The sequence below is a fragment of the Ancylobacter lacus genome (assembly GCF_018390635.1).
In the GTDB taxonomy this organism is placed as follows: Bacteria; Pseudomonadota; Alphaproteobacteria; order Rhizobiales; family Xanthobacteraceae; genus Ancylobacter; species Ancylobacter lacus.
Genome location: NZ_JAHBGE010000044.1, coordinates 141767 through 156616, shown reverse-complemented (window position 1 = coordinate 156616; position 14850 = coordinate 141767). Strand labels below are relative to the sequence as shown.

The window sequence follows — 14850 nt, the reverse complement described above, 5'->3', positions numbered from 1 at the left end:
GGGCATTTACCGGGCCGATTATTTCCATCTGTGAATAATGTAATGCCATATGCCGGCTTTATTCGCCAGTTTTCAAGGACTAGCGTCCGCACCGCAACATGAGCTGACGCAAGGTAGCGAGATGCCGGTAGGTGCCGACGTGACACGGCTGGAGACGGAACAGGGGACGCTGAAGCTGCGGCTCCACCGGCCCGCCGCGCCCGGCCGGGCGGTGCCGCTGGTGTTCCACCTGCATGGCGGCGCCTTCACCGGCGGCTCCTGCGAGTGCGGCGCCTGCATTGCCGGGCTGCTGGCCGAGGCCGGGGCGGTGGTGCTGTCGGTGGACTACCCGCTGGCGCCCGCCCACCCCTTCCCGGCGGCGCTGAACCTGTGCTTCGCCGGGCTCGGCACGCTGCACCGCGAGCGCGCGGCCTGGGGGCGGCGCGCCTCGCCGATCTTCGTCGCCGGCGAGGAGGCCGGTGCCAACATCGCCGCCGCGCTCGCCATGATGGCGCGCGACCAGGGCGGCCCGCCGCTGGCCGGGCAGATCCTGATCTCGCCCATGCTCGACCCCAACCTCGCCACCTGCTCGATCCGGCAGGCGGAGGCGGGCCCGGTGGGCTGCAAATGGGCCGATGGCTGGCACCGCTATCTCGGCACCGCCGACAAGGCGGCGCATCCCTATGCCGCGCCGCTCGGCGCGCGGCGGCTGGGCGGGCTCGCCCCCGCCCTCGTCCTCACCGCCGAGGACGACCCGATGCGCGACGAGAGCCGCGCCTATGCCGCGCGGCTGCGGGAATGCGGCGGTACCGTGTGCGAGCGGGTGCTGCCCGCCCCGACCCGCTGGCCGGACGCGCTGGGCGAGACCGCCTGCGCGCCGTCCGACTGGATCGGGTCGCTGCGAACGATTTTTTCGACTTTTCTGGCCAGCCCGTCGGCATCCGGCGGGCTGGAACGTCCTTCTGACGTCGTGGGGGCCCTGACGGGCCGGGGAGACATCGATGCGTGATCCAATCCTCAACAGCCGTTCCGACGGCCGCGTCGGGACCCGCCACTCCCTGCTCGGGACCGGGCTGGTGCTGGCCGTCGTCACCGCGCTCGGCGGCGCCTTCGTGGTCTGGCCGAGCGGCATCGCCGGCGCGGAGGACCCCGCGCCGGCCGCCGCCGCCGGCCCGCCGGCCATGCCGGTCTCGGTCGCCGTGGTCGAGGCCCGCCCGGCCATGGACTGGGATTCCTTCTCCGGCCGGCTGGAAGCGGTGGAGCGCGTCGCCGTGCGGCCACGCGTCTCCGGCGAGGTCGAGTCGGTGCATTTCCGCGAGGGCTCGCTGGTGAAGAAGGGCGACCTGCTGGTCACCATCGACCCCGAGCCGTTCAAGGCCGAGCTGGACCGCGCCGAGGCCCAGGCCTCCGCCGCCGAGGCCCGGCTCGCCCTGACCAAGAACGAGCTGGACCGCGGCCAGAAGCTGGTCGACGCCCGCGTCGTCTCGGTGCAGGACCTCGACCAGCGCACCAACAACTACAAGGAAGCCCAGGCCAATCTGAAGGCGGCGCAGGCCGCGGTGCAGACCGCCCGGCTGAATCTGGGCTACACCGAGGTGCGCGCCCCGATCGCCGGCCGGGTCGGCCGGCTGGAGGTGACCACCGGCAACCTCGTCGCCGCCGGCGCCACCGCCCCGGTGCTGACCACCATCGTCTCGGTCGACCCGATCTATGTGAGCTTCGACGCCGACGAGAACGCGGTGGCGCACGCCCTCGCCACCATCGGCAGCGGCGACGCCGCGCTGGAGCGGATCGACCAGATCCCGGTCGAGATCGTCACCGCCACCTCCGGCGACCAGCCGGCGCGCGGCCAGCTCCAGCTCGTCAACAACGAGATCGAGGCGGCCACCGGCACGCTGCGGCTGCGCGCCACCTTCGCCAATCCCGACGGCCGGCTGAAGCCGGGCCAGTTCGCCCGGGTGCGGATGGGCAAGGCCAAGACCGAGCCGGCGCTGGTGGTCAACGAGCGCGCCATCGGCACCGACCAGGACAAGAAGTTCGTCTTCGTGGTCGGCGACGACAGCAAGGCGGTCTATCGCGAGGTCAAGCTCGGCCCGCCGGCGGAAGGGCTGCGCGTGGTGGTCTCCGGGCTGAAGCCGGGCGAGACGATCGTGGTCAACGGCCTCCAGCGGGTCCGCCCGGGCGCGCTGCTGGCGCCGGAGCGGGTGCCGATGGAAACCGCCACCACCGCGGACGCGACCCGCACCGACATCGCCGGACGCTGAGGCGCCCCGCCGGTCCGTTCCAGAGCCTTTGCTCCCGTGGGGGGAGGACACCATGAATCTGTCCAAATTCTTCATCGACCGGCCGATCTTCGCCGCGGTGCTGTCGATCCTGATCTTCGTCGCCGGCCTGCTGGCGCTGCGGGTGATGCCGATCTCGGAATATCCCGAGGTGGTGCCGCCGCAGGTCATCGTGCGGGCGCAGTATCCCGGCGCCAACCCGAAGGTGATCGCCGCCACGGTGGCGACGCCGATCGAGGAGCAGATCAACGGCGTCGAGGACATGCTCTACATGTCCAGCCAGGCGACGACCGACGGCGTGATGACGCTGACCGTCACCTTCAAGCTCGGCACCGACCCCGACAAGGCCACCCAGCTCGTGCAGAACCGGGTGTCGCAGGCCGAGCCGCGGCTGCCGGAGGAGGTGCGCAGCCTCGGCGTCACCACCGCCAAGAGCTCGCCCAACTTCATCATGGTGGTGCACCTGCTGTCGCCCAACGACCGCTACGACATCACCTATCTCCGCAATTACGGCGTGCTGAACGTGAAGGACCGGCTCGCCCGGATTCCCGGCGTCGGCCAGATCGACATCTTCGGCGCCGGTGACTACGCCATGCGGGTGTGGCTCGACCCGCAGAAGATCGCCGAGCACGGGCTTTCCGCCGGCGACGTGGTGGCCGAGATCCGCGCCCAGAACGTGCAGGCCGCCGCCGGCAGCGTCGGCGCCTCGCCCTCGCTGCCGGGGGTCGACCTCCAGCTCTCGATCAACGCCCAGGGCCGGCTCGAGACCGAGGAGGAATTCGGCGACATCGTGGTGAAGACCGGCGCCAACGGCCAGGTGGTGCGGCTGCGCGACGTCGCCCGGCTGGAGCTGGGCGCGGCCGACTACGCGCTGCGCTCGCTGCTCGACAACAAGGCGGCGGTGGGCATCGGCGTGTTCCAGGCGCCGGGCTCCAACGCGCTGGAGATCGCCGACAACGTCCGCGCGACGATGGAGGAGATCAAGAAGACGATGCCGGAAGGCGTCGACTACGACATCGTCTACGACACCACGGCCTTCGTGCGCGCCTCGATCGAGGCGGTGGTGCACACGCTGTTCGAGGCGGTGCTGCTGGTCGTCATCGTCGTGGTGGTGTTCCTGCAGACCTGGCGCGCGTCCATCATCCCGCTGCTCGCCGTGCCGGTGTCCATCGTCGGCACCTTCGCGGTGATGTACACGCTCGGCTTCTCCATCAACGCGCTGACGCTGTTCGGTCTCGTGCTCGCCATCGGCATCGTGGTGGACGACGCCATCGTCGTGGTCGAGAATGTGGAGCGCAACATCGAGGAAGGGCTCTCCCCGCGCGAGGCCTCCTACAAGGCGATGAGCGAGGTGTCCGGCCCCATCGTCGCCATCGCGCTGGTGCTGGTGGCGGTGTTCGTGCCGCTGGCCTTCATCTCCGGCCTCACCGGGCAGTTCTACCGCCAGTTCGCGCTGACCATCGCCATCTCCACCGTCATCTCCGCCATCAACTCGCTGACACTGTCGCCGGCGCTGTCGGCGCTGCTGCTCAAGGGCCACCACGCCCCGCCGGACCGGCTGCAGCGGATCATCAACGCGCTGTTCGGCTGGTTCTTCCGCGGCTTCAACTGGGTGTTCGCGCGCGGCTCGGGCGGCTATGGCCGCGGCGTGCGCGGCATCCTGCACGTCAAGTCGCTGGTGATGATCTTCTACGCGGTGATGCTGGGGGCCACCTGGTGGCTGTTCCAGGCGGTGCCGGGCGGCTTCGTGCCGGCGCAGGACAAGCAGTATCTGGTCGGCTTCGCCCAGCTTCCCGACGGCGCCACGCTGGACCGCACCGAAGAGGTGATCCGGCGCATGAGCGAGATCACGCTGCAGCAGCCCGGCGTGGAAAGCGCGGTGGCCTTCCCCGGCCTGTCCATCGCCGGCTTCTCCAACTCCTCCAATGCCGGCATCGTGTTCTCGGTGCTGAAGCCCTTCGAGGAGCGCAAGAGCCCCGAGCTGAGCGCCGGCGCCATCGCCATGGCGCTCAACCAGAAATACGCGGTGATCAAGGACGCCTTCATCGCCATGTTCCCGCCGCCGCCGGTGCAGGGCCTCGGCGTGGTGGGCGGCTTCAAGCTGCAGATCGAGGATCGCGCCGGGCGCGGCTACGAGGCACTGAACGACGTGACCAACGCCTTCATGGCCAAGGCCATGGCGGCGCCGGAGCTGGTCGGCCAGTTCACCACCTACCAGATCAACGTGCCGCAGATCTTCACCGACGTCGACCGCACCAAGGCCCGCCAGCTCGGCGTGCCGATCCAGTCGGTGTTCGAGACCCTGCAGGTCTATCTCGGCTCGCTTTACGTCAACGACTTCAACAAGTTCGGCCGCACCTACTCGGTGCGGGCGCAGGCCGACGCGGCCTACCGGGCGCGGCCGGAGGACATCGGCAAGCTGAAGGTGCGCTCGATCACCGGCGAGATGATCCCGCTCTCCGCCCTGCTGCGGGTGCAGAACACCGCCGGGCCGGAACGCGCCATGCGCTACAACGGCTTCCTCAGCTCCGACGTCAACGCCTCGCCCGCGCCCGGCTTCTCCTCCGGCCAGGCCCAGGACGCGGCGCGGCGCATCGCCGCCGAGGTGCTGCCGCCGGGCTTCGACTATGAGTGGACCGACCTGACCTATCAGGAGATCCTCGCCGGCAATTCGGCCACGCTGGTGTTCCCGCTCGCCATCCTGCTGGTGTTCCTGGTGCTGGCGGCGCAGTACGAGAGCCTGACCCTGCCCATCGCCATCATCCTCATCGTGCCGATGGGCATTCTGGCGGCGCTGTTCGGGGTGTGGCTGGGCGGCGGCGACAACAACATCTTCACCCAGATCGGCCTCGTCGTGCTGGTCGGCCTGTCGGCGAAGAACGCCATCCTGATCGTGGAATTCGCCCGCGAGCTGGAATTCGCCGGCCGCACCCCGGTGGAAGCGGCGATCGAGGCCAGCCGGCTGCGGCTGCGCCCGATCCTGATGACCTCCTTCGCCTTCATCATGGGCGTGCTGCCGCTGGTGCTCTCCACCGGCGCCGGCGCCGAGATGCGCCACGCCATGGGCGTCGCGGTGTTCTCCGGCATGATCGGCGTCACCTTCTTCGGGCTGTTCCTCACGCCCGTCTTCTACGTGCTGCTGCGGCGGCTCTCCGGCAACCGCAAGCTCACCCATCATGGCCAGGCCCTGTCGGCTCCCGCGCCGGCAGAATGAGCCTGCCTCGGCTCGGCGTGGATTCCCGCCCCCACATCCACGCCGAGCCACCCTTTGCCGACCCGCCGGCCGCCCGCCTCGCGCGTGGCGGCCGGCGGCGTTTTCAACCCCCCGGCGTGAGGCCCGCAGCACCCTGGTAGGGCGGTTGCGCGCCGCGGCCGTGCTAGCCTCCGCGCGGGGCAGGAACGAACGATGAGCCGGTGGGGCGGTCGACTCGCGAAGGCCGCCGCGGCGCTGCTGCTCGGCGGGTTGTTGGGCGGGCTGGTGATGCTGGGCATGGGCCGCGCGCGGGCCGGGGACGGCACGCCGCCCGGCACGGCGCAGGCTGCCGGCACGACCGTCGTCGTCGCCTCCAAGCCGGACACCGAGGGCGCGATCCTCGGCCACATGATCGGGCTGCTGCTGGAGCAGGGCGGGGTGCCGGTGAGCTACCGCATCGGCTACGGCACCACGCTCGACATCCGCGCCGCGCTGATGGCCGGGCGGATCGACATCTATCCCGAATATACCGGCAATGCCGGGCTGTTCCACGCCGTCCCGGCCGACCCCGCCTGGAAGGCGCCGGCGACGGCGCTGGCCCGGGCGCGGGAGCTGGACGGGCCGCAGGGCGTGGTCTGGCTCACCCCGGCCCCGGCCAGCAACGCCTGGGCGATCGCGGTGCGGCGGGAGATCGCCGGCTCCAACCGCGACCCCACGCTGGAGGACTTCGCCCGCTGGGTGAAGACCGGCGGCAAGGTGAAGCTCGCCGCCTCCAACGAGTTCCTCATGAACCCGCTGGCGCTGCCCGCCTTCGAGAAAGCCTATGGCTTCACCCTCAGCCAGCGCCAGATCATGATCGTCTCGGGCGGCGACACCGCCGAGACCATCCGCGCCGCTGCGGTCGGCAAATACGGCGTCAACGCCGCCATGGTCTACGGCACCGACGGCGGCATCGCCGCGATGGGGCTGAAGCTGCTGCGCGACACCCGCGCGGTGCAGCCGGTCTACCAGCCCGCGCCGGTGACCCGCGCCGAGGTGCTGGCCGCCCGCCCCGGCCTGCCGGAGCTGCTGGCGCCCGCCTTCGAGGGGCTGTCGCAGGACGCGCTGCAGGCGCTGAACGCGCAGGTCCAGTTCGAGAACCGCGAGCCGCGCGCGGTGGCGGAGACCTATCTGCGCGGCCGCGGCCTGCTGCACTGAGGCCCGGCGCGAACCGGCCGGCCGCGCCCCGTCAGCCCGCCGGCCCGGCCGCCGCCGGCAGCGGACGGGGCGGGTTCAGCGCCCACACCACCAGCATCATCAGCGACACGCCGAGCACGATGCCGACCAGCCGGTCGAGCGGCGGCATGATGCTGCCGGGCGGCCCGACATCCACCAGCGTGACGAGGAAGGCGATCGCCGCCTGGGTGCCGACATAGGCATAGGGCGTGCGGCCGAGATGGACCCGGGCGCAGAGCAGCACGCCGACGAACAGCATCACCGTCCACCACAACTGGTCGACCGCGTCGATGACGATGACCGACAGGCCGGCGGCCCCGCCGATGAGGCAGCCGGCGATGCGCTGGAAGCCGCGATGGCGGGTGGCCGCGACGTTGATGTCCACCACGATCAGGCTGGAGATCAGCACCTGGATGAGCTGCGGCAGGTCGAACTCCACCCAGGCCAGCACGATGCACAGCGCCCCGACCGAGGCCGCCAGCGCGTGGCGGGCGGCCTCCTCCGGCGTCACGGCGGACGGCGCCGCCGCCACCCCCGCCGGCAGTTCGCCCGGACGCGGGCCGAGCGCCCAGTTCGCCACCGTCGCCGCGACGACGCCGATCACGATTTCCGAGCAGCGATACACCATGAAGTCGTAGAGCTGCGCCGGCTCCGTCATGCTGGACAGCAGCACCAGCATGAAGCTCAGCGCGCCGTAGAACCACGCATAGGCATAGGCGCTGCGCTGCCGGGCATAGGTGCCGAGCCCCGCCGCCATCATCAGCAGCACCGCCTGGATGACCGGCAGCCCCTCCACCCGCATCGCCACGACATAGCCGGCGCCGACCCCGAACAGCGTGCCGGCCACGCGCAGCACGCCCTTGGTGAACAGCGCGGTGCGGTCGACATTGGAGATGATGAGCACGCTCAGCGCCGCCCAGTAGGGCTGCTGCAGCCCCAGCACCAGCGCGATGTGCACCGCCGCCAGAACCCCCAGCGCGGTGGCGAGCGCCTGGCGGTCGATGTCGGTCACGGCGCCCGGAACCAGATCAGGACGCGGGCATCCGCGCCGGTGTAATGGGCGCGGCCCGCCGGCCAGTCGTCGAGCGTGATCTCCACCGGGAAGCGGCGCGGCAGGCGCACCCAGTCGGTGGTCGGGGCGACATAGGGCACGATGTCCGGCGCGTCGGGCGAGCGGGCGATGCCGGCGGCGATGCCGGTGACGCGGCCGCGGTGCAGCACCCACGGGTCGGTGCCGAGCGTGACGAAGGCGCGCTGGCCGAGCGCGACATGGCCGAGATGACGCTCGGCCACATTGGCGACCACCCGCAGCCGCTTCTCCGTGACGATGGCCAGCACCTTGGTGCCGACCTGCAGGTAGTCGCCCTGGCGCAGGGTGAAGGGCGCGACCCGGCCGGCATCGGGCGCCCGCACCTGCGTCTTGGTGAGGTCGTACTGCGCGCGGTCGAGCGCCGCCTGCGCCGACACCACATCGGCTTCCGCCACCGCGACCCGGCGGCTGGCGACATTGAGCCCGGCCTGCGTCACCATGACGTCGGCGCTGGCCTTGGCGAGGTCCTTGGAGGCCTCGTCGAGCGAGGCCTGGGAGGAGAAGCCCTCGCCGGAGAGGGTGCGGGTGCGGTTCATCTCCTCGGTGGCGTTGGTCTGCACCGCCTGCGCCGCCTGCAGGGTGGCCCGCGCCGCCGCCACCTCATCCGTGGCGAGGGCGAGGTTCGAGCGGGCCTGCGACAGCGCCGCCTCGGTCTGCTGGACGCGCAGGCGGAACGGCGTCGCCTCCACCTCGAACAGCAGGTCGCCCGCCTTCACCTCCGCGTTGTTCTGCACCGCGAGGCGCGCGATCGGCCCCTCGATCTGCGAGGCCAGCACCACGATGTCGCTGTCGACATAGGCGTCGCCGGTATAGGCGAAGATCTGGACGCCGATCTCGTACAGCACGAACAGCGCCAGCACGGTGCCGAGGATGAACCGGACCGGGTGGCTCAGCAGGCGGGACAGCATGCACACACTCTGGTGGGAACCGCGCGGGGGCGGCATCTTCGCCATTTTGCCGGCTGATCTCAATCCATCCCCGGCTTACCACCGCCGCGAATAGCCGGATCGCACGGCCGGAACCTGCCGCAGGGGCGCGAGTTGGCTCCGATGACACCCCGACATCGCAGGAGCCTTCCATGAACGAGCACACCCCCGTTCTGACGCCGGAGACGATTCCCCCGCAGAAGCAGGACCACCAGCCGGGCATCGAGGCCGAGATGCAGCCGGCGCCGGAGTACATGCCCCGCTTTCCCGGCGCCGACCGGCTGAAAGGCAAGGTCGCGCTGATCTCCGGCGGGGACAGCGGCATCGGCCGGGCGGTCGCGGTCGGCATGGCGCGCGAGGGCGCGGACGTCGCCATCGTCTATCTCGACGAGCACGAGGACGCCGCCAGGACCCTGGCGCTGATCGAGGCGGAAGGCCGCCGCGCCATGAGCCTTGCCGGCGACATCGGCTCGGAATCCTTCTGCGCCGAGATCGTGCGGAAGGTGATCGCCCAGTTCGGCCGGCTCGACATCCTCGTCAACAACGCCGCCGAGCAGCACGTCGTCGAGGAGCCGCTGGAAATTCCAGCGGAACAACTGGAACGGACCTTCCGCACCAATGTGTTCGGCTATTTCTACCTCACCAAGATGGCGCTTCGGCACATGCCGGAAGGCAGCGCCATCGTGAACACCACCTCGGTGACCGCCTACAAGGGCAACAAGACGCTGATCGACTATTCCGCGACCCGCGGGGCCATCGTCGCCTTCACCCGCGCGCTGTCGCAGGCGCTGGTGGAACGGCGCATCCGGGTGAACGCGGTGGCGCCGGGCCCGATCTGGACGCCGCTGATCCCCGCCTCCTTCGACGCCGAGCACACCGCCCGGCACGGCTCCGGCGCGCCGATGCAGCGGCCCGGCCAGCCCAACGAGGTCGCCTCCTGCCACGTCTTCCTCGCCAGCGAGGAGGCCTCCTACATCACCGGGCAGGTGATGCACCCCAATGGCGGCACCGTGGTCAATGGCTGAGGCCCACCGCGCCGGAAGGCGGGCGCCTGGGGCGGGCGGGCCGTGGACCCTCCCGCCCTGCATCCCGCCCGGCTCAGGGTGGCCACATCCGCGCCAGCACCGTGTCGCGCCGCAGGAAACGGTGGCCCAGCGCCGCCCCGGCGTGGAGCACCACCAGCCCGCCCAGAGCGAGGCCGAGCGCGAGGTGCAGGCTGAACAGCCGGCCGGCCAGCGCCTCGTCCTTGCCGATGAAGGCCGGCAGGTCGAACAGCCAGAAGATCGTCACCGGCGCGCCGAAGGCATGGGTGCCGGCCCAGCCGGTCAGCGGCATGGCGATGAGCGCGGCATAGATGAGCGCATGCACCGCGCCCGCCGCGCGGCGCTGCCACGCCGGCACCTCCGGCGGCAGGGGCGGCGGCGGGTGGCGCAGCCGATAGCCGAGCCGCACCAGCGCCAGAACGAGAACCAGCGCCCCGAAGGATTCGTGCAGCACGAACAGCCGGTCCTGCAGCGGGCCGCTGTCCATGTTCGCCATGATCAGCCCGGCCGGTATGAGGCCGACGACGAAAACCGCCATCACCCAGTGCAGCAGCCGGGCCGGACGGGCGTAGCGCGCCGGCTCCGCGCCGGGCGGCGGGTGCGGTCCCTTGCCGGCGCGGGCGCCGGCGGTGCCGGGCCGTTGAGGGCGGGCCTTCTCAATCCGGGTCTTCTCGGTGCGAGCCATGGCGACGTTCCTCCCGGCTGGCGCGGCGCCCGCGCCGCGCGGAGCGGCCATTGCGGCGCCGCCTGCCTTCTACGCCGCCGGTCGCGGCGGCGGCCCCCCGATCACGGGAAGCTTACCGGAACGGCACGCCACCCATGGTGGAGCGCCGCGCGACCGGACCGTATAACGATTCCAGATCAGACCACGCCGAGGCCGACCCGACAATCGCCGCCCGATGCCACCACCGGGGACCGACATGCCGTTTGACGTCGACCGAAGCGCCCGCGACGAGAGCACCGAGGCCTGGCGCGCCCTGCTGGGCGCCCGGCGCGCGGCGCGCGAGCTTTCCGATGGGGAGCCCGGCCTGCCGCCGGTCGGCGCCCCCGGCCGCGCCGCACGGCCTGCCATCGCGATCCCGCCCGACACGCTGTTCGCCCCGCTGCTGCACAGCGACCCGGCGCGCCCCTTCGTGGTGGCGCAGCTCGGCCAGTCGCTGGACGGGCGCATCGCCGACGGGCTCGGCGAATCCCGCTACATCAACGGTCGCCGCGGCCTCACCCACCTGCACCGGCTGCGGGCGCTGGTGGATGCGGTGGTGATCGGCGCCTCCACCGCCATCGCCGATGACCCCGGCCTCGACGTCCGCCATGTCGAGGGCGACAACCCGGCGCGGGTGGTGATCGACCGTCGCGGCCGGGTTCCGCCGACGCTCCGGCTGTTCCGCGCCGACGGCGCGCGGCGGGTGGTGGTGGTGGGCGCCGGCGCCCGGGTGGCGCATGCGCCGGGGGTGGAGGTGCTGCGGGTGCGGGAGGACGCGGACGGCTTCGCCCCCGCCGATCTGGTCGCGGCGCTGCACGCCGCCGGGCTGCGGCGGCAGCTCATCGAGGGCGGGGCCGAGACCGTGTCGCGCTTCATCGACGCCGGGGCGCTCGACCGGCTGCACCTCATCGTCGCCCCGGTGCTGCTCGGCGACGGGCCGACCGGCTTCAGCCTGAAGCGGCCGCGCCGGCTGTCCGACTGCGACCGCCCGCCCACCCGCATCTACGCGCTGGGCGGCGACGTGCTGTTCGACTGCGACTTCTCCGACGCCGGCTCAGCCGGGCAGCGCCAGCAGGTCGAGATGGCCGACCCGCAGGTGGAGTGAGCCGGCGGCGGCCGCGGCCAGCCGCCGCGATGCCCACCCATCCAGCGCGGCCGGGTCGATGCGCCCCGTCTCCCGCACCGCCGCGACCCAGCCGGTGAGCAGCTCCCGGGCGAGGGCCGGCTCGCGCGCGGCGTCGATCTGCCAGTCGGAGCGGGCGGTGACGACGCCGTAGCCGGCGCGCTCCAGCCGGCCGGCCAGCGCCTCCGGCGCCAGCGACCCCAGCGCCGGGCCAAGGCCCTTGTCCCGGCGCATATGGGCGTGGAAGGCGGCGAACAGCTCGGCGTCGAGCGGGTCCTCCGGGGCGATGGCGTCGCGCCCGTCCACGCTCAGCACCGCCAGCACCGCGGCCCGGCCGGCGGCGGCGGCGGCGATCCGGCCGATGACGTCGAGCCCGGCGAGGTCCAGCAGGGCCGAGCAGGTGAGAAGGTCGGCACCCCCGGCCAGCGCCTCCCAGCCGGGCGCGGCGAGGTCGGTGAGGCAGGTCTCCACCTCCACCGGGCCGCCGGTGGCATCGCGCACGGCGAAGGCGGCGGCCGCCGCCTGTTCCAGCAGGCCGGCATCGTTGTCGAGCAGCCGCCAGCGCTGCGGCCCCGGCAGATGCGGCGCCAGCGCCCGCAGATTGGCGCCGGTGCCGGCGCCGAGATCGACCACCACCAGCGGGCGGCGCAGCCCCAGCCGGATCGCCAGCCGCGCCGCCAGCGCGGCGCTGCGGGCACGGTTGTCGGCGGGCTCGCGCAGGGCGAGCCAGTCGGCGGAAAAACTCATGAAAGGCTCCCGAGGGTGGCGGCGACGCGGGCCGCGGTCTGGTCCCAGTCCGGCAGGGCGGCGCCGGCCCGGCGCGCCGCCGCCGCCCGCTCCGCCCGGAACGGCGCATCGGCGATCAGCCGGCGCAGCACACCGGCAAGGGCCGCGACATCGCCGGGGGCGACCAGCGTGCCGCCCTCCCCCACCGTCTGCGCCACCGCGCCGCCGGTGGTGCCGACCACCGGCAGGCCGTGGGCCAGCGCCTCGGCATAGGCCATGCCGTAGCCTTCATAATGCGAGGCGAGGACGAAGAGATCGGCCCCGTCATAGAACGTCTCCAGCGCCGCGCGGGGCAGCGCGCCGTGCAGCCGGATGCGCGCGCCCAGCCCCCGCGCCGCCACCCCGGCCCGCAGTTGCGCGGCATGGGCGGGGTCCAGCGTGTCGTCGCCGACGATGTCGAGGCTCCAGTCCAGCGCGGCGAGGCCGGCCAGCGCCGCGACGAGATCGCCATGGCCCTTGCGCGGCAGCAGCGAGCCCACGCTCAGCAGCCGCACCCCCGGCCCGCCCGAGCCGCGCGCCGGGGCGGCGCGGTCGGTGCCCGGCACCGCCACGGTGATGCGCCCCGGCGGCACCGCGAAGTCGGCGGCGAGGGCCGCGGCGGTGGCCGGGCTCGTCACCACCACGGCGGCGGCATGGGCGAGGGCGGCGGTCTCGCTCGCCCGCAGCCGGGCGGCGCGGGTGGCCGGCAGCCCGGTCTCGTGGGCGAGCGGGTGGTGCACCAGCGCCACCAGCGGGCGCAGCCGCGAGAGCACCGCCGCCTCCTCCGCCATCACACCGAAGGCCAGCCCGTCGACCATCACCGGCACGCCGGGGGCGATGCGGGCGAGCCGCTCGCGGGTGGCGGCGCGGGCGGCCTCGTCCGGCTCGGGATAGCCGGCCGGCAGGGCGACGTGCTCCACCTCCCAGCCGAGCCCGGCCAGCCCGGCGATGAGCCGGCGGTCATAGCCATAGCCCCCGGTGGGGAGGGCGAGATCGCCGGGAATGGCAAAGGCGAGCCGCCGCATCGGCTCAATCCAGCTCCGCCTCGTACCAGGCGCGGGCGACATGGCTTTCGTGCAGGTTCACCCGCAGCCGGCCGATCGCCCGGGCGCCCTCCCCCAGCCGGCCGTCACGGATCGCCGCGGCGAGGCTGTCGAAGATGTGGCGGGCGAGGAACTCGGTGGTGGTGTTGCGGCCGGCGAAGGCCGGCACCTCGTCGAGGTTGCGGTAGTTCAGCGGCGCCAGCACCGCCTTCAGCGCCTCATGGGCGAGGCCGATGTCGACCACGATGCCGTCGGCGTCCAGCTCCTCCCGGAAGAAGGCGACGTCGACCACGAAGGTCGCGCCGTGCAGCGCCTGCGCCGGGCCGAACACCGCCCCCCGGAAGGAATGGGCGATCATGATGTGGTCGCGCACCTCGATGGCGTACATGGGCGGGTCTCTCCTTTTCGCCGGCCTCGCGTTCTGTCTACGCAACGGAACGCCGGCCTGTTCACTCGGGATAGGCGATGACCGGGCACGGCGCCGGCCCGGCGAGCAGCTCCGCCATCCGGTCGGGCATCTGCGCGAACGGCACGGGCTGGCCCAGCAGCGCGTCGAGCCGGGGGTCCTCCAGCAGCTCCAGCGCCTTGGACAGCCGGCGGGCATAGGACCAGCGCGGCCGCCGTCCGGGCGAGATGCGCCCGACCTGGCTGGAGATCAGCCGCAGCCGGCCGGCATGGAAGGCGCCGCCGAGCGGGGCCGCGACCGCGCCGGCGCCGTACCAGCTCATTTCCACCACGCTCGCCTCGTCGCCGGCAACGGCGAGCGCGGTGGCGAGGCCGGCGTCGCTGGCGCTGGCGTGGAACACCACATCGGCGCCCGAGGGCACCGCGTCGGGCGCGGCGAAGCCGACGCCGAGCGCCCGGGCCAGCGGCGCCCGGGCGGCATCGACATCCACCAGCACGGTCTCGGTTCCCGGCAGGCGGCCGGCGAGATGGGCGACCAGCAGCCCGACCGCGCCGCCCCCCACCACGACGATGCGGTCGCCCGGCCCGGCGCCGGAATCCCACAGCCCGTTCAGCGCCGTCTCCATGTTGGCGGCGAGCACGGCCCGGCGCGGCGGCAGGCCGGCGGGCAGCAGCCGCGCCGCCTCGGCCGGCACCACGAAGCGGTCCTGATGCGGGTGCAGCACGAAGACGGTGCGCCCCAGCAGCGCCGCCTCCCCCGCCTCGACCACGCCGACGGCGGCATAGCCATATTTCACCGGGAACGGGAAATCCCCGCCCTGGAACGGGGCGCGCATGCGGCCCTGCTCCGAGACCGGCACCCGCCCCTCGAAGATCAGCCGCTCGGTGCCGCGGCTGATGCCGCTGAAGAGCGTGCGCACCATCACTTCGTCCTCACCCGCCGGGGCGAGCGCGGCCGCCCGCAGCTCGCCGCGCTGGCGGGCGACGGTCCAGAAGGCGCGGGCGGTGTCCGATCCGTTCATCTCACGGCTCCGTCATCGCTCCCGGCGCGGGCATCCGCCGACCCGGTTCCGCCGTAAAGTC

At 72.7% G+C, this 14850-nt stretch carries 13 protein-coding genes; 6 read left to right on the top strand and 7 right to left on the bottom strand.

Going from position 1 to position 14850, the window contains the following annotated elements:
- Positions 1-121: 121 nt before the first annotated feature.
- From KHC27_RS09665 to KHC27_RS09650, 4 genes are all read left to right on the top strand, one after another.
- A complete protein-coding gene (locus tag KHC27_RS09665; RefSeq protein WP_213338369.1) occupies positions 122-988 on the top strand; it encodes an alpha/beta hydrolase in 867 nt (288 codons plus the stop codon).
- Complete coding sequence (locus tag KHC27_RS09660) at positions 981-2243, top strand: efflux RND transporter periplasmic adaptor subunit (protein WP_213338367.1); 1263 nt, start codon at positions 981-983, stop codon at positions 2241-2243. The genes KHC27_RS09665 and KHC27_RS09660 overlap by 8 nt, the downstream gene beginning before the upstream one ends.
- A 52-nt stretch (positions 2244-2295) precedes the next feature.
- A complete protein-coding gene (locus KHC27_RS09655; protein ID WP_213338365.1) occupies positions 2296-5475 on the top strand; it encodes an efflux RND transporter permease subunit in 3180 nt (1059 codons plus the stop codon).
- Positions 5476-5667: 192 nt separating this feature from the next.
- The gene (locus KHC27_RS09650; RefSeq protein WP_246519794.1) at positions 5668-6651 is read left to right on the top strand and encodes a glycine betaine ABC transporter substrate-binding protein; all 984 of its coding nucleotides are present in this window, start codon (positions 5668-5670) and stop codon (positions 6649-6651) included.
- 31 nt (positions 6652-6682) lie between these two features.
- On the opposite strand, the gene KHC27_RS09645 is transcribed toward KHC27_RS09650, so the two are convergent.
- Positions 6683-7681 carry an FUSC family protein gene (locus tag KHC27_RS09645; RefSeq protein ID WP_213338363.1) on the bottom strand — a complete coding sequence of 333 codons (999 nt, stop codon included), beginning with the start codon at positions 7679-7681 and terminating at the stop codon, positions 6683-6685.
- On the bottom strand, positions 7678-8667 hold the full coding sequence (locus KHC27_RS09640) for an HlyD family secretion protein (protein ID WP_213338362.1): 990 nt from the start codon (positions 8665-8667) through the stop codon (positions 7678-7680). Before KHC27_RS09640 ends, KHC27_RS09645 begins: the two co-directional genes overlap by 4 nt.
- Positions 8668-8837: 170 nt before the next feature.
- Between KHC27_RS09640 and KHC27_RS09635 the strand changes: the two genes are divergently transcribed.
- Positions 8838-9710: an SDR family oxidoreductase gene (locus KHC27_RS09635; RefSeq protein WP_213338361.1), complete on the top strand. Its 873-nt coding sequence runs from the start codon at positions 8838-8840 to the stop codon at positions 9708-9710.
- A gap of 73 nt (positions 9711-9783) precedes the next feature.
- Here the strand turns inward: KHC27_RS09635 and KHC27_RS09630 are convergent, their stop codons facing one another.
- Positions 9784-10413 (bottom strand): cytochrome b, encoded by a 630-nt coding sequence (locus KHC27_RS09630; RefSeq protein ID WP_213338357.1) that lies wholly within the window; start codon positions 10411-10413, stop codon positions 9784-9786.
- Positions 10414-10648: 235 nt separating this feature from the next.
- Between KHC27_RS09630 and KHC27_RS09625 the strand changes: the two genes are divergently transcribed.
- A complete protein-coding gene (locus KHC27_RS09625) occupies positions 10649-11536 on the top strand; it encodes a RibD family protein (RefSeq protein WP_213338355.1) in 888 nt (295 codons plus the stop codon).
- Here the strand turns inward: KHC27_RS09625 and KHC27_RS09620 are convergent.
- From KHC27_RS09620 to KHC27_RS09605, 4 genes are all read right to left on the bottom strand, one after another.
- Complete coding sequence (locus KHC27_RS09620; RefSeq protein WP_213338348.1) at positions 11486-12301, bottom strand: hypothetical protein; 816 nt, start codon at positions 12299-12301, stop codon at positions 11486-11488. The genes KHC27_RS09625 and KHC27_RS09620 overlap by 51 nt on opposite strands.
- Positions 12298-13344, bottom strand: a complete 1047-nt coding sequence (locus KHC27_RS09615) for a glycosyltransferase family 4 protein (protein WP_213338346.1) — start codon at positions 13342-13344, stop codon at positions 12298-12300. Before KHC27_RS09615 ends, KHC27_RS09620 begins: the two co-directional genes overlap by 4 nt.
- A 4-nt stretch (positions 13345-13348) precedes the next feature.
- The gene (locus KHC27_RS09610) at positions 13349-13750 is read right to left on the bottom strand and encodes a 6-pyruvoyl trahydropterin synthase family protein (RefSeq protein WP_213338344.1); all 402 of its coding nucleotides are present in this window, start codon (positions 13748-13750) and stop codon (positions 13349-13351) included.
- 61 nt (positions 13751-13811) lie between these two features.
- Entirely contained in the window at positions 13812-14789 is a 978-nt protein-coding gene (locus tag KHC27_RS09605; protein ID WP_213338343.1) for a zinc-dependent alcohol dehydrogenase, read from the bottom strand.
- Between the last annotated feature and the right edge of the window lie 61 nt (positions 14790-14850).